Annotated in this window: 16 protein-coding genes; 5 read left to right on the forward strand and 11 right to left on the reverse strand. The window is 65.5% G+C overall.

Features of this window, described 5'->3' with window-relative positions:
* Positions 1 to 49: 49 nt before the first annotated feature.
* Genes M9921_13850 through glgP form a run of 4 tightly spaced genes read right to left on the reverse strand, consistent with a single transcriptional unit; the run spans position 50 to position 6,881 of the window.
* Positions 50 to 1,498 (reverse strand): arylsulfatase, encoded by a 1,449-nt coding sequence (locus M9921_13850; GenBank protein MCO5297928.1) that lies wholly within the window; start codon positions 1,496 to 1,498, stop codon positions 50 to 52.
* Positions 1,499 to 1,543: 45 nt separating this feature from the next.
* The gene (locus tag M9921_13855; protein MCO5297929.1) at positions 1,544 to 2,401 is read right to left on the reverse strand and encodes a tetratricopeptide repeat protein; all 858 of its coding nucleotides are present in this window, start codon (positions 2,399 to 2,401) and stop codon (positions 1,544 to 1,546) included.
* Positions 2,402 to 2,409: 8 nt separating this feature from the next.
* Positions 2,410 to 4,260, reverse strand: a complete 1,851-nt coding sequence (locus M9921_13860) for a hypothetical protein (GenBank protein ID MCO5297930.1) — start codon at positions 4,258 to 4,260, stop codon at positions 2,410 to 2,412.
* A gap of 38 nt (positions 4,261 to 4,298) precedes the next feature.
* On the reverse strand, positions 4,299 to 6,881 hold the full coding sequence (glgP, locus tag M9921_13865; protein MCO5297931.1) for an alpha-glucan family phosphorylase: 2,583 nt from the start codon (positions 6,879 to 6,881) through the stop codon (positions 4,299 to 4,301).
* A gap of 180 nt (positions 6,882 to 7,061) precedes the next feature.
* Between glgP and M9921_13870 the strand changes: the two genes are divergently transcribed.
* The 3 genes from M9921_13870 to tsaD are packed head-to-tail and all read left to right on the forward strand — an operon-like array spanning position 7,062 to position 9,273.
* Complete coding sequence (locus tag M9921_13870; GenBank protein ID MCO5297932.1) at positions 7,062 to 7,763, forward strand: ABC transporter ATP-binding protein; 702 nt, start codon at positions 7,062 to 7,064, stop codon at positions 7,761 to 7,763.
* Positions 7,764 to 7,765: 2 nt separating this feature from the next.
* A complete protein-coding gene (gene rimI / locus M9921_13875; protein MCO5297933.1) occupies positions 7,766 to 8,245 on the forward strand; it encodes a ribosomal protein S18-alanine N-acetyltransferase in 480 nt (159 codons plus the stop codon).
* Positions 8,227 to 9,273: a tRNA (adenosine(37)-N6)-threonylcarbamoyltransferase complex transferase subunit TsaD gene (tsaD, locus tag M9921_13880; GenBank protein MCO5297934.1), complete on the forward strand. Its 1,047-nt coding sequence runs from the start codon at positions 8,227 to 8,229 to the stop codon at positions 9,271 to 9,273. The genes rimI and tsaD overlap by 19 nt, the downstream gene beginning before the upstream one ends.
* Here the strand turns inward: tsaD and M9921_13885 are convergent.
* The 7 genes from M9921_13885 to infC form a co-directional block, all read right to left on the reverse strand.
* Complete coding sequence (locus M9921_13885; protein MCO5297935.1) at positions 9,258 to 10,154, reverse strand: tyrosine-type recombinase/integrase; 897 nt, start codon at positions 10,152 to 10,154, stop codon at positions 9,258 to 9,260. The genes tsaD and M9921_13885 overlap by 16 nt on opposite strands.
* Positions 10,136 to 11,833: a glycosyltransferase family 39 protein gene (locus tag M9921_13890; GenBank protein ID MCO5297936.1), complete on the reverse strand. Its 1,698-nt coding sequence runs from the start codon at positions 11,831 to 11,833 to the stop codon at positions 10,136 to 10,138. Before M9921_13890 ends, M9921_13885 begins: the two co-directional genes overlap by 19 nt.
* Positions 11,799 to 12,473 carry a hypothetical protein gene (locus tag M9921_13895; GenBank protein ID MCO5297937.1) on the reverse strand — a complete coding sequence of 225 codons (675 nt, stop codon included), beginning with the start codon at positions 12,471 to 12,473 and terminating at the stop codon, positions 11,799 to 11,801. Before M9921_13895 ends, M9921_13890 begins: the two co-directional genes overlap by 35 nt.
* Positions 12,470 to 13,729, reverse strand: a complete 1,260-nt coding sequence (locus tag M9921_13900; protein ID MCO5297938.1) for an HD-GYP domain-containing protein — start codon at positions 13,727 to 13,729, stop codon at positions 12,470 to 12,472. The genes M9921_13895 and M9921_13900 overlap by 4 nt, the downstream gene beginning before the upstream one ends.
* 165 nt (positions 13,730 to 13,894) lie before the next feature.
* Positions 13,895 to 14,860, reverse strand: a complete 966-nt coding sequence (locus tag M9921_13905; GenBank protein ID MCO5297939.1) for a hypothetical protein — start codon at positions 14,858 to 14,860, stop codon at positions 13,895 to 13,897.
* A 117-nt stretch (positions 14,861 to 14,977) separates the two neighbouring features.
* The gene (gene rplT / locus M9921_13910; GenBank protein ID MCO5297940.1) at positions 14,978 to 15,331 is read right to left on the reverse strand and encodes a 50S ribosomal protein L20; all 354 of its coding nucleotides are present in this window, start codon (positions 15,329 to 15,331) and stop codon (positions 14,978 to 14,980) included.
* Positions 15,332 to 15,486: 155 nt separating this feature from the next.
* Positions 15,487 to 16,110: a translation initiation factor IF-3 gene (gene infC / locus M9921_13915; GenBank protein MCO5297941.1), complete on the reverse strand. Its 624-nt coding sequence runs from the start codon at positions 16,108 to 16,110 to the stop codon at positions 15,487 to 15,489.
* A 251-nt stretch (positions 16,111 to 16,361) separates the two neighbouring features.
* Between infC and M9921_13920 the strand changes: the two genes are divergently transcribed.
* Both M9921_13920 and M9921_13925 read left to right on the forward strand, forming a co-directional pair.
* The gene (locus tag M9921_13920) at positions 16,362 to 18,515 is read left to right on the forward strand and encodes a 3-hydroxyacyl-CoA dehydrogenase/enoyl-CoA hydratase family protein (GenBank protein ID MCO5297942.1); all 2,154 of its coding nucleotides are present in this window, start codon (positions 16,362 to 16,364) and stop codon (positions 18,513 to 18,515) included.
* Between the two features lie 228 nt (positions 18,516 to 18,743).
* Positions 18,744 to 19,115 (forward strand): hypothetical protein (locus tag M9921_13925; protein ID MCO5297943.1); only part of this gene is annotated, 372 nt, incomplete at its 3' end.

A 19,115-nucleotide genomic window follows, 5' to 3' on the forward strand; every position in this document is an offset into this window, starting at 1 on the left:
TCCCGAGGTTAAGACGTCTGGACCGGTGCCGAAAGTGCGCGGGAACGGCTTAGCGGGGCGGGAAGTTCCACTGCTCCACGAACGACGGAACCCGGCTGCTCTTCATCAGGGAGGCGATGCGCCGCACGATCTCCGGGTGCTCCGAGGCGACGTCGGTCGTTTCGGAGACGTCCGTGGCAAGGTTGAACAGCTCGATCGGCCCGTCCGGGTTCTTGTGCGCGTTGCGCCGGATGCCCTTCCAGTCGCCCATCCGCACCGCCTGCCACCCGCCTCCGGAGTGGTACTCCCAGTACAGGCTCTCGTGCCGCTTCTGGCCGGGCTGCCCAAGCAGCGTCGGCATCAACGAGACCCCGTCGGTATCCGGCAAAGGTTTGCAACCCACAATATCCGCGAAGGTCGGCACGATGTCCCAGAACGCGCTTGGAAGGTCCGAAGTGGATCCCGGCCGGATCCGTCCCGGCCAGCGCGCGATCATCGGCACGCGGATGCCGCCCTCAAAAAGCTGCGTCTTCAAACCCCGCAGGTTCCCGTTGCTCTTGAAGAACGGCGTGTCCGTGCCGCCGTTGAACGTCGCTCCGTTGTCGCTCGAGAAGATCACCAACGTGTTGCGTTCGAGATTCAGCTCCGTGAGCAACGCCAAGATCTGTCCGATGTGGCGGTCCATCCGCGAGATCATTGCGGCGTACGCCGCATGCGGCGCACGGTGCGGCAGGTAACTCTTGTCCCCCGTGTACGGCTTGTCTTCGAGCACCCCGAGATACGGTGCGAGCGAGTCCTCAGGCACCTGAAGCGCGGCGTGGGGCACCGGGAACGGCGCGTAGAGGAAGAACGGGCGATCTTTGTTCGCCCGGATGAACCCGAGCGCTTCGCTCGCCATCTTGTCCTCCGCATACTCGTTGCCGGAGTAGCGTGCGTACGACGCCGGATCGTTCGGATCGCCCTGGAGCTTCTGGTGGGCCGAGAAATACGGATTGTCCAACACGTCCTTGGTGCGGTTCCGCCAAAGGTATTCGGGGTAGTAGTTGTGCGCGAGGCGCTGGCAGAGGTAGCCGTAGAAGAGGTCGAATCCGTTGCGGTTCGGCTCGCCGGTCGTGTCCGGGCCGCCCAACCCCCATTTGCCGATGGCGGCGGTCGCGTAGCCCTGCCCCTTCAGCATGCGCGCGAGGGTCGGGGTGTTCGCGGGCAGCGGAAGTTGTCCCTCGCGCGAACCGCGTTCCCACCCTCCCATCTCGTAGTTGTCGCGAATCGCCGAATGCCCCGTGTTCTTGCCCGTCAGCAGGACACAGCGTGACGGGGCGCAGACGGGGCTGCCCGAGTAGTGCTGGGTGAAGCGCATCCCGTCCTGGGCGAGCCGGTCCAGGTTCGGCGTTTTGATGTACTTCTGGCCGTAGCAACCCAGATCGCCATAGCCGAGGTCGTCGGCGAGGATGTAAACGATGTTCGGGCGCGAGGGCCCGGCGATGAAGGTGGCGGCAAGCAAGGCCGCTTGGAGGAGCATGCCTTAGGATAGCAAGATGGTTTGTGGTTTGTGGTTTGTGGTTTGTTACAAGCCCATCTCGCCTAGAACCCTGCGCAATGCGTCTCGGTCGTAGGGCTCCATTTGCGAAGCGCGTTCGCTTTCGAGGGCTGCGGACTCGTGGTCGCCCTGCCTCGCAAGAAGCGCTTCCAGCAGCCCGTGATAGAGATGCTTGTCCGGGTCGAGTTCGCTCGCCAGTCGAACGGCGTGGACGGCCTTGTCGGGCTTCCCCGCTCCCCAGAAGGCGACCGCGGCGCGCAGGTACAGGTAGTCGTCGCCCGGCGACAACTCGATGGCCGCCTGCAGGGCGTCGAGCGCGTCGTCAAAGCGGCGCATCTCGATCAACAGGTCGCCCACCCAAAAGTGATAGAACGCGTCGTCCGGGGCGACGACCACCGCGCCCTGCGCGGCGATCAGGGCGCGTTCGCGCGCGCCCATGCCTCGAAGCAGCTCCGCGAGTTTGTAGTGGAAGAACGGATTGGTAGGCTCCAGGCCGATCGCCTTCTCCAAGGCGTCGATGGAGTCTCGCTGGCGCGCGTTGCGCTTGAGCACCTGCGACAGGCCCAGGTGCGCCTCGGCCGTGTCGGCCCGCACCTTGAGGGCGCGCTCGTACTGGCGCAAAGCCTGCGGCGCCATGTCGGCGGCCTCGAAGGCTCCCGCGAGGTCCAACCTGCCATCGATGTCTTCTGACTCGCGCTGGCGGACTTCCCGCTTGAAGTGCTCGATCGCGGCTTCGAGGTCGCCGGCGTCCAGCCGCTCGCGACCCAAACGCGCGCTCTCCTCCGCGGTCTTCCCGACCCGAGCGTCCTCGGCCTTCTCAAAGTCGGCCTCCGGGCGCGTGCGCATCCCAAACAGCTCGGCCAGATGGACGTAGGGCGAGTTCATGGACATTCCTACGAACCGGAAACCCCAAAGGGTCCAGCGGACCATGTCCTCACACTGGCCCCGGCCGGGCGCACGGTGAGCGTCGCCGGGTAGCTGCTGCCCGAAAGCGGCATCGTCAGGACCTGGAGGTCTTTCGCCTGGCCCGGCTCGAGCCGAAGGCGGACGACGCGAAACTCCTGCTTCGCCTGCAGAAGCGGCGTTCGACGCACCTCGCGGTTCACGACGAAGAGCGCGCCCGAATAGCCGGCGCTCGCCTCGAAGACCATCTCGACGTCCGTCGACGTCTCGGTCGGATTCTCGAACCGCGCGTTGATCGTGTAGAGGACTCCGAAATTGCCATCCAAGCTCTTCGTCTGGTCGGCGCTGGCGATCGGCTTCTGGCCGATCCGCACGAACCCGAAGCGGCCGCCGACCTTGTAGAGGACCTCCTCCTCCTTGAACGGATGCGGGTAGACGTGGGCCGTCAAAGGAGCCAACGTGCTCTCGAGCAGACTCAACTGGCGCGATCCCATCACCCTCCACGGCGTCGAGCTTGAAAGCGCTTCGACGACGCGGGAGTCCGAGTACGCGGGCGGTCGGGCGTCCGCCCGCACCAACAACGTGTCCGGACCACCGTCGAGGAGCCGGAGCGAAGCCAGCCCGCTCACGGTCTCCTGAGGACCAAAACGACGAAGCGACAGCGGCATGCTGCTGCGCGGGGCGATCTCCAGGACCTCGGCCGAGTAGTCCACCCACTGGCGCAAGAACGCCTCGGCGGCGACGATGCCGGCCTGGACCGGGTTTCGCTCGGGCCCGCTGTCTCCGGGGATCACCACGACCCGCGCCGGGAGGTCGCTGTCGTTGACCAGGGCGACTTCGAGGAACATCCCGGCGTAGGAGTCGTTGATGTGGTGGTACAAGACGCGGGCCGGGGCGTCGGCGTGCAACGTCGCGTTGAACAGGGCGCCCGGGCCCTTCACGTTCTCGGGGTTGTTGCAGTACCAGAGCTCCGCCTCGTTGCGCAGCGCCAGTCCGAGATTGCGGACCGTGACCTGCACGAGTCCTTCGCGCGGATACGCTTCCGGCGCCGTGACGCGGACGCGGGCGGCGAAGGTCGCGGCCTCACCCGCCCGCATGGCCCGCGGAACGGTGCTCACAAGCTTGACGTCGCCGCCGGGAACGGTGGCAAGGCGCGTCCGCACGGCCGTCTCGATGGCTGCCGCAACGGTCGCCGCATTGGCGGGAGTTCCCGTAACGAGAGCCCCGACGTTCTGGGGGAGCCTCGCGGCGTAGGGCAGCACTTCGACCCGAACCGCGACGACCTCGGAGCCGTGGATCGCGGTCAGCGTCGCGCTACCGTAGCTCCCGGCCCGAACCACGAGGCGCCCCGGCTTGCGTTCGACTTTGGCCACGGATTCGTCGCTCGTGTTCACGGTCGAGTTCAGGGCCTTGGTTCCCGCAAAGTCGATCGAGGCGGACCCGCCCCCCGGCACCCTCACGTAGGTTTCGGAGACCCACAACGTGGGAAGCGAAAGCGCATCGGAAAGGTCCGAGACCCACTTTCGGCCCAACGAGGGCATCGTGCTGTTCTGAGCCTTGGCTTCGACGGGCGTGATCGCGATCAGCACGGAACCGCCGACGACGATGTTCGCGGACGACCGGGTGCTCTTGAGGCCGACCTGCGTATCCGCGTTCATCGGGGCGAGCTTCTTGGCGAGAATCGTGGCTCGCGTCGCGGGCGACGCTCCGCGATAGGAGGTTCGGAACGTGACGACGGGGCGTTCGTTGACGTAGACGGTCGGTCCGATCGCGCGCGTCGAAGCGCCCCAAGCGGCACCCCACAGTCCAAGCAGCCCTCCCAGCAACAACAAACAACGCATCGCACTCCCGTCCCGAACCAACGCAGGATACCGCGGACTCACGCGCGCGTCCCGCCCTCTTCCCATCGGACGAGTGGTAGCTCGTGCAGCACGTCCACGTCTGGGTGAGTCGGCACCACGCGCACGATGTAGCCTCGGAGGCCCGCCCGCTGCATCGTGACCGTGCCTTCGAAGGTGTGGAGCCAGTCGTCCCGTCCCTTCAACTCGAGCTGGACCTCCTTCGCGTCGATGAGGTCCCGATTTGGCCCGACCTGGCCCACGATCACCTCGACCCGCACCTCGTCCGGGGACATCGTGCCGAGCTCGATTCCGGCCGTCACCACGAACGAATCGCCCAGCGAGTTGATCCTTTTCGCCGAATCGGATACCTTGACGATCTTGACTTTCGACCACCCTCCGCGCACCCGATCCCGCCAATGCAGAGCCGCTTTGGCGTGGTCGAGTTTGCCCGACGTCATCGCCGTGAACGTCTCGTGCGCGGGCATGTAGGCCGAACGGGCGTAGTCCTGCACCATGCGCGCCGTCGAGAACTGGGGGGCCAACTCGGCGATCGAGCGCTTCATCATCTCGCACCAAGCGGTGGGAACCCCTCCATCGACGCGGTGGTAGAACTTGGGGGCCACCTCCTGCTCGAGGATCTGGTAGAGCGAACGCGCGTCGTTGGGGTCGACTTGCGAGGGGTCGAGGGGCACCTCCCGGTCCCCGATCGCCCATCCGAGCCCAGGCTCGTACCCTTCATCCCACCATCCATCCAGGACCGAGCAGTTCAGACCGCCGTTGGGAACGACCTTCATCCCGCTGGTTCCACTGGCCTCCATCGGTCGAATCGGGTTGTTAAGCCACACGTCGACGCCCTGGACCATCGCGCGAGCGACGCCCATGTCGTAATCCTCGAGAAAGACCATGCGGGAGCGGCCCCCCTCGTGCGTGATGAAGCGGTGGAGTTCCTGGATGAGGGTCTTCCCGCCGTCGTCTCGGGGATGGCTCTTGCCGGCGATCACGATCTGCAGCGGCCGTTCCGAGTGGAACAGGAGCGACTTCAGCCGCTCGCGATCAGACAGCAAGAGGGTGGCGCGCTTGTACGTGGCAAAGCGCCTTGCGAACCCGATCGTGAGGATGCGGGGATCGAGAATCGTGCTGATCAGCCCATAGTCCGCCTGCCCCGCGCGCCGCCGAGCGAAGTCGCGGTGGAGGCGACGCCGCACGAAGCGCACGAACTCGCCGCGAAGATTCTCGCGGGCCTCCCAAAGCTCGTTGTCCGGGATGTTGTACACGCCCTGCCAAATCTCGGGGTTGCTCGCCTCCCTTCTCCAGTCTCCGGAAAGGTACGAGTCGAACAGGGTGGCCATCCTCGCGCTCACCCACGTGGGGGTGTGGATGCCGTTGGTGACCGCACGGATGGGGACCTCGTCCTCCGGAAAGCCCGGCCATCGCTGCTGGAACATCGAGCGCGACACGGTCGCGTGAAGCTTGGAGACGCCGTTCACGTGGTTGGAGTTGGCCATCGCCAGCACGGCCATGTTGAACGGCTCGCTCGCGTTGTCGTGGCCGAGCCGCCCCATCTTGATGAAATCGGCGAACGGCAACTGCACCGAGGTCACGATGCCGGCGAGGTAGCGCTCGACCAGGGTGGCCGGAAAGAGATCGAAGCCCGCGGGCACCGGAGTGTGCGTCGTGAAGACGTTCCCGCCCACGAGCGCCTGACGGGCGACGCGCGCGTCGCACGCGCGCTTGTCGACGAACTGCCGCATGCGCTCGACCGCCATAAACGCCGCATGGCCCTCGTTCATGTGGCACACCGTGGGCGACATGCCAAGTTCGGCGAGCGCGCGCATGCCGCCGATCCCCAAGATCATCTCTTGACGGATGCGCATCTCCTCATCCCCGCCGTAGAGCGTGTCGGTGATGCCCTGGTCCGTCGGAGCGTTTTCGAGCACGTTGGAATCGAGCAGGAAGAGGGAAACCCGGCCCACCTCCGCACGCCACACTTGGCACGTCACCGCTCGGTCCGGGAACTGGATCTGCACTCGGATCGGCTGCTGGTCCTCGCCCCGCACGAGGCTGAGAGGCATCTTGTAGAAGTCGTACTGTGGATAGTGCTCCTGTTGCCAGCCGTCCGGCGTCAGGTACTGCTGGAAGTAGCCCCGCGAGTAGAGCAGGCCGACGCCGACGAGCGGCAGCCCCAAGTCGCTGGCGGCTTTCAAATGGTCCCCCGCAAGAACGCCCAAACCTCCCGAATAGATGGGCAGCCCTTCGGAGACTCCGAACTCGGCGCAGAAGTAGGCGATCAGGGCCTCGTCACGCTTGCCGGGGTACTGCCGGTCGAACCACGTCTCGGCCGCCAGATACTCGTCGAGATCTTCCCCGCAGGCCTTGAGCGAAGCAAGGAACGCGCGATCCTTGGCCAGCCGCTCCAGGGCATCGCTGCTCAACGCGGAGAGCACGCCCACCGGGTTGTGGTTCGTCGAATCCCACAGCTCCTTGTCGATCGAACGGAACAGGTCCCGCGTCGGCTGATGCCAGGTCCAGCGGAAGTTGTGGGCCAGCCGTTTGAGCGTTTCAAGCGGCTTGGGCAGGTCGGAGACGACCTCGTACGAATGGGCGGCTTTCGGATACTTCAAATGTTCAGGATCTCCGTCGGGGACCAAAGCGGGCCTCGCAAGACCCACTCCCGCCCCTTATCATCGGTGTCTCAGGCAAAATTACCTAGCCGGACGATCCCGCTGCGGAGAGACCGATTCGGGCGCTCCCTGGAATCGAGCCTCCAGGCGGACAAATCTGGTAAACCCTCCCCTACCAGCATGCTGACGATTCGCGATATCAACGTTTATTACGGGGCGATCCACGCGCTCAAGGACGTCTCCGTGGACGTGGAGAAGGGAGAGATCGTCGCGATCATCGGATCGAACGGCGCAGGCAAGAGTACCCTGCTCCGCACGATCAGCGGACTTCTGCGGCCGCGCACCGGAACGATCGAGTTTGAAGGCTCGCCGATCCACACCATTCCAGCGCACACCATCGTGAGGCTGGGCATCGGGCACTCTCCCGAGGGCCGACGCATCTTCACCAACATGTCGGTCCTTGAGAACCTCCAGCTTGGTGCGATCACGCGCAAGGACAAGGCGGTGGACGACGATCTCGAGATGGTTCAGGAGCGGTTTCCAAGGCTGCGCGAACGCATCAAGCAGAGCGCGGGAACCCTCTCCGGGGGCGAGCAGCAGATGCTGGCGATCGGGCGGGCCCTGATGTCGCGCCCCCGGCTGTTGCTCCTGGACGAACCCAGCCTGGGTCTGGCTCCCAACCTCGTCGCCGAGATCTTCCGAATCGTCCTGGAGATCAACGCCGACGGCACGACGGTGCTTCTCGTGGAGCAGAACGCGCACCGCGCACTCGAAATCGCAAACCGGGCCTACGTGTTGGAGACCGGCAGCATCGTCCTTTCCGACACCGGCAAGAACCTGCTCACCAACCCGAAAGTCAAGGAAGCCTATCTGGGCGGCTAGGCATGGCGCGGGCTCTTTCCACGCTTCGGTTCGTCCCCCTCGAGCAAAGCCAGGTCCCCGAGATCCTCGAGATCGAGCGAGAGGCCAACAGCGCGCCGTGGTCGGAACGCAGCTTCCTCAACGAGTGCACCAACCCGAACGCCGTGTTCCTCGTCGCCCTGCTGGACGGGGTCCTCGTGGCCTATGGAGGCGTCTGGCTCCTGGTGGACGAGGCGCACGTCACCACGGTCGCGGTTCGGGACTCCGCGCGTCGCCAAGGGATCGCCCGCCGGCTGGTGGTGGAGCTTCTCAACGCGTCCAAGGAGCAGGGTATGACGTGCGCGACCCTCGAGGTCCGCGCAGGCAACGAAGCGGCCCGCGGTCTCTACGAGTCGCTGGGATTCCAAATCGCCGCTCGGCGCAAGGGTTACTACCCCGACAACAACGAGGACGCGCTGGTCATGTGGCTGCACCATCTGGACGGATGGGAGCCGCCTCGGTGACCGCGGCAGACCTCGCCCTCTTCCCCGCACCCGTCCTCGGCTTGGAAACGAGCTGCGACGAGACCAGTGCGGCCGTCTTGCTGGGACGCGGGACGCGCTCCAGCGTCGTCTCAAGCCAGGCGGCGCTCCACGAGCGGTGGGGCGGAGTCGTGCCGGAGGCGGCCGCTCGGGCGCACGTGGAAGCCATCGTGCCGGTGATCCGCGAAGCCGTGGCGCAGGCGGGCCTTGGACTTTCGGACATTGGCGCAGTCGCGGTGACGAACCGCCCGGGCTTGGTCGGGGCGCTCGCCGTAGGACTGACGGCCGCCAAGGCGCTTGCCTTCGCACGCGGTATTCCCCTACTCGGCGTACACCATCTGGAGGGCCACCTGCTCTCCCCGGTGCTGACGTGTGCCGATCTCGAGTTCCCCCACGTCTCCTTGATCGTCTCGGGCGGCCACACCGAGATCGTCCACGTGGAGGCTCCGGGGGTCTACGAGATCCTCGGCGAAACGCGGGACGACGCCGCGGGGGAGGCCTTCGACAAAGGCGCCCGGCTCCTCGGCCTCGGATACCCCGGCGGCTTTGCCGTCCAGGAGGCGGCGCGAGACGGGGCCGCCGATCGGTACACCCTTCCCCGCGCCCTGCGCGGCGAGACCCTCGAGTTCTCGTTCAGCGGATTGAAGACGGCCCTCCTTCGCCTGGTCGAAGCGGAGGGCCGGAGCCTGAGCGTGCCCGATGCCGCTGCGGCTCTGCAGGTCGCGATCGTGGACGTCCTTGTCGACCGCGCCCTGCGCGCCGTGAGAAGGACCGAGGCGCCGGCGCTGACGCTCGTGGGAGGCGTCGCGGCCAACCTGTCCCTCAGGGCGCGCCTCGCCGAGGAGTGCGCCAGAGAGGGCATCCGCTTCGAGACCCCTGACCTCGCGTACTGCACGGACAACGCCGCGATGATCGCGCTCGCGGGCTCCCTCCGCCTCGCCAACGGCGAGCGCGACGGGTGGGACCTCGACGCCCTCCCCAACGCCCCCCTCCCCTACTTTCGCGGGTGAGCCTGAAGGTATTTGCGCCGAACCTCGTCGAGGTCGAGTTGCGTGTACACCTGGGTCGTCGCGATCGATTCGTGGCCCAGCAGCTCTTGGACCGCGCGCAAATCGGCTCCACCCTTCAAGAGGTGCACGGCGTAGGTGTGTCTGAGCGTGTGGGGACCGATCCCCGGGGGCAGGCCCGCCCGACGCGCGGCGCGCTGCAACAGGCGATGGACGACTTGGCGACACATGGGGCGCCCACGATCGCTGACGACAAGCTCGCCGAGGGGACGCTTGAGCAATCGGGGGCGCGCATCGCGCACGTACCGCGACACCCAGAGCTTCGTCCCTTCGGGCAGAGGCACCCACCGAGTCTTGCCGCGCTTACCCGTGACCCGAACCGCACCCTCGAGCAGATCCACCGCGTCGAGCGTCAATCCGACGGCCTCGCTCACCCGAAGCCCCGCGCCGTAGATCAACTCGAGCAGGGCCCGATCGCGAAGTCCCCGCTCCGTCGCCACGTCGGGCACACCGAGGAGCGCCTCGAGTTGTTCGACGCCCAGCGCTTTCGGGAGCCGTTTGGGGCGGCGCAACCCTCCCGTGGAGGGGAGGTCCCCCTGCGGCCCCTCGCCACGCCGCTTGAGGAACTTGAGGAGCGAGCGAAGCGACGAGAGGCGGCGCTGGGTCGTCGAGACGGAAAGCAGGGGGCCCAGCGAGGTCTGATACCGCCTGACCAGCGGTGGATCGACCGCGCCCCACGCATCCACGCCCAGCGCCTCGAAGAAAGCCGCGGCCTTGTACAGGTCGCCTCGATAGGCGTCGATCGTGTGCTCGCTGGCTCCCAGCTCGACGCGGAGGTGGTCGAGAAACCACTCGACCCTTTCGGTCAGGACGTTCGCTTCCATACCCATACTGTGGGACGGATGTATTGCAGGTCGTGCACCGGCACCGTGGGCCAACCGTACACGCGCTCAAGCTTGTAGCGGCGCTCCAACTCCTTCCGAAACGCCGCTGCCCTTTCGACTTGGAGCCGGACGACCGGGTCGAGGCCCGTCATCCCTTGAAGGCGCCCCACGTCGTTCCATTCGAAGCTGCTGAACACCACGTACTCCGGTGCGATCTCGGTGAGCAGCCGCACGTCCCAATCGAACCGCTGGTCCGGGTCCTCCGGCACAAACTGCACGACCTGCGGTTCCACGGCGGCTCGGCGCGCCTCGTCGCGCTTGGCAAACGGTACGGACCTGGGCAGGCCCGTATCGGGGTAAAGCGGCACGGTGTAGAACCAGGGGTCGGAAGGGACGCCCACCCGCTCGTCCGGCTGCCCCTTGGTCGCCTTCTCGAGCTCCAAGGCGGCTTCATCGCGAGGGTCTGCGCCCATCATCCACGCGGTCATCACCGCGGTCCCGCGCGCTCCGGCGCCGTCCAAGCCGCCCACTCCGAGGATGCCCAACGCGACCCAAGCCATCGCGTAGCCGCGTCGCTGGTGCGCCCATCCCACGAACGCTCCGAATCCCACCGCGAGAACGATCATGAGGGGAAACGTGTAACGCAGAAAGAGAACGTCGGCGCGCCCGATCAGTACGGCGTAAGGTGCCGCGAAACCCAGGAGCGCCAGCGCCCAGCCTCTCCGCCGCCACGCTGCGCCCGCGAGGCCGACCGCTCCCATGACCGCCATGACCGCGCCAAACCCCACGGCGAGGTTGAACGCGTGGACGAGAAAACCACTGGGATACCCGGCGAACACAAGACCGTGCCCCGTCGACGTGTGCAGCATCTCGAACCGAACGTCGGTGAGGAATTTGCCCGTGTTCAGGAGCGCCCCGGGCGTCACGAGCACGAAGACGGATAGCGAGGCGAGCGTGCCGATTCCCGCAAGGCGCAACCACCCGGGCCTCCGTTCGAACCCCAGGGCGACGAACAAGGCCAGCAGCGCGAGGATGCCCGTGTACTTGGTGCCGGCCGAGAGACCCGCGAACGCACCGGACGCAACCGCCAGCCAGAGGTCCGAGCGGATCCGACCCTCCGGAGCATCTTCCGACCGGAGTGGCCGAAACAGCTCCAGCGCAAAGTAGAGGGCGCCCGCGAGAAAGAACCCGGCGGTGACATCGACGGTTTGAAAGCGCGAGTGCACCACGTGGCCGGGCGCCAGGGTCAGCGCGGCGGCGCCGAGCGCCGCCCCGAACAGGTGCGTGCGACGCCGCAACATCTGAAACACGAACCACACCGTTCCGGCACCGAACAGCACGCTGAGCAGGCGGCCAGCAAGGTGCATCTGCCCAATCGCAGCCCAGCCCTCCGCGCCGGAGTATGCGGAAACAACGTCGGACGCGACCCGCAGCAGCGTGAGGTACAGAGTTCCGTAGTTGTAGAAGCCCGGGTCAAAGTGCAGTTTCGAGGGCTCGATCTGCTGGGCGTACGACCAGATCACCAACTCGTCGGGGTGGTAACTCTGGTTGTGGAGCGCGTTGGGAAGGCCCCAACCCACGCCGAGCAATCGGATGAGAAACGCCAGCACGACGAGCCCCAAGGCGAGTCCTTGGACCGTCCGTTCAGACGACGGCGACGGAGCGGGGCTCTGCGGCACGGGTCGATCTTAGCACTTCCAAAAGTGCGTCGACCACCTTCGGATCGAACTCCATCCCGGACCCGGCGAGGAGAACCTCTCGGGCGAGCAGGGCCCCCTGATGCCGCTCCTGCCACACGTATTCGGTCACGACCCGCAGAATCCGCCCGTTCAAGGGGATGTCCGTGCGCGACGGCACGAACCGTCCTCCCGGCGGATCGAAGTCGAAGTGGTGGCTTCGCACCGCGGCCGCCAGGTGCTGCAGCGACGGTACCAACTCGAGCATCGCCGCGCTGACCTCGGGGTGGCGGTCGTAGGTCAACCGATCCGCCTCGGTCCACTCCCAAGGAGCCTTGGTGTTCAAAAGGTCGTAGGGGATCGCGCAAAGGCCGATGTCGCGAAGACGCGCGGCCATCTCGAGGTCGCGCAACTTGGGGCGAGGCAGCCGGAGCCTTCTACCCACGAGCAAGCTCAGCGGCACCACGCGATCCGAGAGTCCCCGGTGACTGGCGATCCGCAGTTCGATTCCAGTGGAGAACGCACGCATGGAATCGCCGAACCGCTCGTCCATGACCCGCGGCAGATAGACGCGCACGTAATAGAGCAACCACAGGGTGGCCAACGCGGCCGAAAAGAGCACCCCCGCGGCGACGGCGCTCACGCAAACCCTCCGGCGACCTGCTCGAAGGCGCGGACGACCTGTGGGTCGAACTGGCTGCCTGCGCAGCGCTTCAGTTCGGCCAGGGCCTCGGCCTGCGTCATCGGCTCTCGGTACGAGCGCTGCCCCGCCGCGCCCTCGGTGCCCACCATCGCGTCGAAGGCGTCGACCACGCAGATGATCTTGCTCTCGATCGGAATCTCCTCTTCGGTGAGCCGGGCGGGATAGCCCCGGCCGTCGAGGCGTTCGTGGTGGTGGCGAATCCACGGAACCATCGGTTGGAACTGCGGGACCTGGGCGAGAATTTCCGCGCCGAATTCGGAGTGCCGCTTCACGTGGTCGAACTCGGTGTCGGTCAGCCGCCGCGGAAGATCCAGAATCTGTTCGTTCACCGCGATCTTGCCGATGTCGTGGAGGACTGCGGCCTCGCGCACCATTCGGGCGCGAGTGGTGGACAGCCCAAGTCTCAAGGCGACGTCCTCCGCCATCTCGGCCACCCGTTCGAGGTGCCCGTGGGTGTACGGGTGCGCCCGTTGAAGCATGAGGGTCAGAGCCGTGATCGTCTCGTAGTAGTGGCTGTACAAGCGCGATCGCATGGCAAACGCGGTGCGGAGCGCCCATACCGGCACCAGCGTGAGGGCCGCATAGAAGCCCAGGTTCATCGCGGCCAAGACCGTCACGGTCACGGCGAACAGCGCATAGAGGACGAGGCTCTGCACGGCCGTTCTGGCGTCCGACCAGAGCGCGTCGAAACGGCGCCGCGGATGGACGGCCCGGTCGGCGACGGTGACGAGGAGGAAGTTGGCCAGGACGTAGACGCACGCGAATCCCGCCGCCGCGAGGGCGACTTGGGCATCCGTGACGGCTCCGGCCCTCAGCTCCTCGAAAGCGAGTCCCGCCAAGGTGCAGGAGAGCGCGGCGACCGAAGCATTGAAGGAGATCCAAACCGCCTTCGCACGGCCACCCGCACCCTTGGTCGCCAATCCGCCCAAAATCGCGACTCCCGTGTCCGCCAGAACGGCTCCCAACGGGCCGAGAACGAACGCCAGGCCGGCGATGTAGGGCATCGTGAACGAGACCCGCAGGCCCCGTCTGGAGAGCTGGACCGGAAGAAACTCGGCAAGCAGCGCCAAGCCGCAGAAGAGCGTGGCAAGGGACCTGTCCCCGCGCGGCATCCCGAAAGCAAGAAACACCGCAAACGGCGCGGCCACGCCCGCGACTCCAAGCAGCCAGAACAGAATCCTCGCCGGACGCACCATAGGGCGATTAGCGGCGGCCGCGCGATGGCGGCGGCGGATAGATCGATAATTTTCCGAGCGTCCTTCCCCTGTCGCTCAAACCCTTACCCCTTCCAGAGCCCCTCGAGGCCCTGGCAATTCGCACAGGCATTCTATCACAGATTGGGGAAAACGTGGGGAAAGCGGCTAACCGGCAACCAGCGAGAGGGTGGTGGTCCCCTTGAACCGCTCTTCGTACACAGGCTCGTTCGGCCTCTGCGTGACGACCACCGAGAATCCGCCTTCCGACTTCGCCGTTGCCCTGACGGTCCGACGCGTCTGGAGATCGAGGTCGAATTCGATCGTCGCCTTGAGGCGAAGCGGAATCTGCTTCAGCCCGGACTGCTCGGGTTTGGTGTCCATCAACTGGTTCACGAACTGGGCGAGATCGGTGTCCAGCGACAGGTCGGCATCGACGCGTTGGTAGCGCTTCCCCTCGACCTCGACCGGGCCCTTGTAGGTGTAGGTGTAGTCGAGGCGCTGAACCGCAAGCTGGCCGCCCTTCCCCGCGAGCGCTTGGGGCGAGTACCCCACGGTGCGCTTCCACGTGTCGCCGGGGTTGACCAGATCGTAGGGCAGCTTGGGAGAGAAGTCGAGCGAGCTGTCGATGGCGCCAAGGAAGAGCGCGAGGCGGTGGATCTCTCCGACGAACTGCTCGATCACGTCCTGGGGGGCTCCCTCGGGCCCAGTCTCCGCGCCAGGAGTCGCGGCCCGATCCAACGCTGCGGGCGGCGGCTTCTTGCCCGGATTGAGGTCCTTCAGCTCCAGCAGCTCGTTGATGGGAGAAAGCGTCGCGTCGAGCTTCATGTCCACCTTCTCCACCCGTTTGGTTTCGGGAGTGTTGAAGGTCTCGCCCTCGATCCAGGTCATCGTCGGACGCTCGTAATGCACCACCGCGATGCCGTCGGCCTTCATCTCGGTGACGGCGTACGTGAACTTGTACTGGATGCCCAGATCTTCGGGAATCCACGACAGGAGTCCCGGACCGCGGGACTCGACCTGGATCGCCGACTTGACGGCGTACTGTCCCTTCTCGCCTTTGGCAAAGACGCGGGAGAGGTCCACGGGCGCGGAAGGAAGCCCGACGAAGAGGAGAAGCGGGGCGAGTAGCATGGCTGTTTCTCTAGGACGCCTGAGAGGGGAGTCGGGATTCGGGAGCCGGGAATCGGAAAGATTGAAAAACGACAAAGGGCCCTCGAAGGGCCCTTTTGTCTCGCCGTCTGGCAGGAACTACTTCGTCGCCATGGCTTGCTTCACGATCGCGCGGAACGCGTCCATGTCGTGGATCGCCAACTCGCTGAGCACCTTGCGGTTTACCTGGATTCCATTTTGGGTCAGACCGTGAATGAACGCGCTGTAGCGGACATCGCAGGCGCGGCAGGCCGCCGTGATCCGGACAATCCAGAGCCGGCGAAAATCGCGCTTTCGGGCGCGTCGGTCGCGGAACGCGTACTGTCCCGATTTCATCCACTGTTCGTGGGCGCGTCGGAACACGTTCTTCTTCCTGCCCCAGTACCCGGTGGTTCTGGACAGGATCTTCTTGTGTCGTTTGTGGCGCATCAGGCCACGTTTGACTCGAGCCATCGTTTATCTCCTCGTTTTTCGGACCGGTTCCCAGTTCCCCGATCGGGGACGGTAGCGGTAGAGTGGCGGGCGGAGGCGACTCCGCGCCGACGGACTACAGGACGAGCAGGCGCCGAATGCGCTTGCGCTCGCCTTTGAACACCTCGGGCTCCTGCTCAAGGCGTCGCTTCTGGCTCGCGCTCTTGTGCAGGAACTGGTGGTTGTTGTGCGACTTCCGGCGAAGGATCTTTCCCGTTCCCGAGATTTTGAACCGCTTCGCCGCTGTCTTGTTTGTCTTCAGCTTTGGCATGCTTTTGCTTTCCTTGCGGCTTCGGCACCAGGATCATGATCATCAGCTTCCCGTCCAAGGTCGGTGGCCGCTCCACCGATGCGTACTCGGCGAGCGCGTCCGCCATCTTGGCCAGCTTCTGACGTCCGATTTCCGGGTGCGTCACCTCACGTGCCCGAAACTGGCACGTGACTTTGACCTTGTGTCCCTCCCCAAGAAACCGAATCGTGTTCTTCAGAAGAAACGCAAGATCGTGTTCCGCGATGCGCGGACTGATCTTTATACCCTTAACCTCGGCTTGCTTTTTCTTCGTTTCGCGGGCTTGCTTGCCGGTCAGGTACTTGTATTTGCCGTAATCGAGGATCTTGCAGACGGGTGGATTCGCGCTCGGCGAGACCATCACGAGGTCCAATCCTTGCTCCTTGGCCATCGAGAGCGCCTGCCTGCTTTGCAGAATTCCCAGTTGTTCTCCGTCTGAGCCGATCACTCGCACGTCTCGAAACCGCAGCACGCGCTCATTGACCGGGGGGCCCGGGTCCGGGCGGGCATCTCGCCTAAATCTTCTTATGTTCGTTCTCCTCGTTGCATTGTGGTTCAGCCAACCTGATCAGTATATCGTCGGCAGTTTGAACCTGTCAAACGACTAGACGCCTGGAGAGGCTACCGGTTCTGCCCGGGGCGCGCGGTATTCTCCCCTCGCATCCGGTGTGATTCAAGGGGATCGCGCGGCGCGGGGCTTTTTCAATGAGTTTTGAAGGTTGGTTGAGTACAAACAAGGTTTGTGTCGTCGGCGCGGGCACCATGGGCAGCGGAATCGCGGCTCACCTCGCGAATCTCGGCTTCGAGGTCACGCTCCTCGATGCGACCGCCGAGAGCGTTCAGGAGGCCTTCGCACGCGCCAAGGGCGCCCGCCCGCCGCACTTCTTCCTTCCCGAGACCGCCAACACCATTCGCCTGGGCAGCGTCCGCGACAACCTCGATTGGATCGCCGAAGCGGGCTGGGTCTGCGAAGCGATCATCGAAAAACTTGACGCCAAGCGCGCGTTGTTCGAGCAGATCGAGGCCGTTCTCCCCCCCGACTCGATGATCTCGACCAATACCAGCGGCCTCGAAATCGAGCTGCTCGCGGAGGGGCGCTCCGAGAGCTTTCGGCAGCGCTTCCTCGGCACGCACTTTTTCAACCCCCCGCGGTATCTCAAGCTTCTCGAACTCATTCCCACCCGGGAGACCGATTCCGATGCCATCGCTGCGATGACGGCTTTCCTCGAGGAGCGGGTGGCCCGTCGGGTGGTCCCGGCCAAGGACACGCCGGGCTTCATCGCCAACCGGTTCGGAATGTGGGCGATGATCCATGCGATCCACGTCGCGGAGAAGCTGCATCTGAGCATCGAGCAGGTGGACGCGATCACCGGGCCGTTCCTTGGGCGCCCCCGAAGCGCGAGCTTCCGGCTCAACGACCTCGTCGGACTCGACATCATGCAGGACATCGCCTCGAACCTCCAGGCGCGATGCCCGCACGACCCCCACATGGGCTCGCTCGACACCCCGCGCTCCATGGCAACCCTGTTGGAGCGGGGCTGGATCGGCGACAAGGCTGGTCAGGGCTACTATCGCCGCGAGGGCCGCGAGTTCGTCGCCCTCGATCTCGACACGCTCGCCTACCGGGAGCGCAAAGACGTCAAGTTCGAATCGCTCGACGCGTTGGCAAAACTCCCTCTGGGCGAGCGCGTCGCCGCGGCGCTCCAGCTCAAAGATGAGGCCGGCGAGTTTCTCCGGGGACACCTTGTTCCGGTCGTTGCCTACGCCGACTACCTGAAGGAGGAGATCTCCCACTCGGTTCAGGATTTCGACCGCGTGATGATGTGGGGCTTTGGCTGGGAAGCGGGCCCCTTCGCCATGGCGGACGGCATCGGGCACGCGGCGCTCGGCCTTCCCGAGGCGCCCTACTACCAAAACGGGACGCAGCGCGCGTTCGACGGAACGTACGTTTCCCTGCCCGCAGAGCCCCAGTACCGCGTCCTGGGCGACTATCCCCTCGTTTCGCAACACGAAGGCTTCAACGTGCGCGATCTGGGCGACGGCGTCTCCGCCATCGCCCTGACCAGCAAGATGGGGGTGCTCTCGCCCCCGCTGATCCGCGCGCTGCTCGACCATCTCCGCGGGGGCTCGATCAAGCGGCTGGTGTTGGGAAGCGAGGCGCGCTCCTTCTCGGCGGGCTTCGACCTCAAGTTCGTCCTGGCCAGCCTCGAACAGCCCGACGCGATTCGAGCGGCGCTCGACGATCTCCAGCAGCTCGGCGCAACCCTCCAATCGATCCCCAGCGTCGCCGCGATCTTCGGCCACTGCCTCGGCGCGGGTTGGGAGGTGGCGTTCTCCTGCTCGACCGTGGCGGCCTCGCCGGAAATGCAGATCGGCCTGCCCGAGTCTCGGGTGGGCCTGTTCCCCGCCGGACGGGGCACCACCCTGATGCGGCTGCGCCACCAGCAGTCGGCCAAGACCCTCGCCGACGCCGCGATGCTCCTCATCCTCGGCACCACCGCCACCAACGCCGACCAAGCCCGCAAGCTCGGGATCATGCGGGCGACCGATGTGACCGTCTACCACCCCGACCGGCTGATCACCGAGGCCAAACGGCTCGCGCTGGAGGCGGATGTCCGCCCCAATCCCGAGTGGAAGATGCCGGAAGGCCCCTTCAGCGGCATGCTGGACCGCCTCGAGGACGAAGCGAGGCAACGCGGGGACACCACGGACCACGACTCGCTCATCGGCGCCCACATCAAGCAGATCTTCCGCGCGCCCACGATCGAAGAGGCGTTGCGCCTGGAACGGGAGGAGTTCCTCGATCTGTGCGCGAAGGCGCTCACCCAACAGCGCATCAAACACATCCTGGAGACCGGCAAGCCACTGAAGAACTAGGGCCATCTGGAGGTGCGCGGATTCAGAGACTATCGCAAAACCCTGGGTGCCACGCCCGCTTGGCGGGTGTGCGGGGGCTTTCAACTCCAACCATGAACCCACGCCCGTCCAGCGGGCGTGGCACCCGACGAACACCAGGAGCCCTTCATGGCAGATTTGCAGCAGTCTCCTCATCGGCCGCCATCCCCAATCTGGCGGTAAACTTGCCTCGCCGGCGCGCCAATCACCATGCGAATCCTATGCCCTCTCAAGCGAGTCATCGACCCGTACGCCAAAGTCCGTCCCAACGCCGACGGCACCGGCATCGAAACGACCGGTGTCAAGTTCGAGATCAATCCGTTCGACGAGATCGCCCTCGAAGAGGCGGCTCGCATCAAGGAGCGTGATCCCGCCACCGAGGTGATCGCCGCCACGATCGGAGGGGGCGAGTGCGAGGAGCAGCTTCGCAAGGCCCTCGCCATGGGCGCCGACCGGGCCATCCTGATCGAGAGCGACGTCGCGCTCGACCCGGCATCGGTCGCCGCAGAGCTGAAGGCCCTCGTCAGGGAGACCCAGCCCGATCTCGTCCTGATGGGCAAGCAAGCCACCGACGACGATTCC

This window comes from Fimbriimonadaceae bacterium, from assembly GCA_023957775.1.
Lineage (GTDB): Bacteria > Armatimonadota > Fimbriimonadia > Fimbriimonadales > Fimbriimonadaceae > JAMLGR01.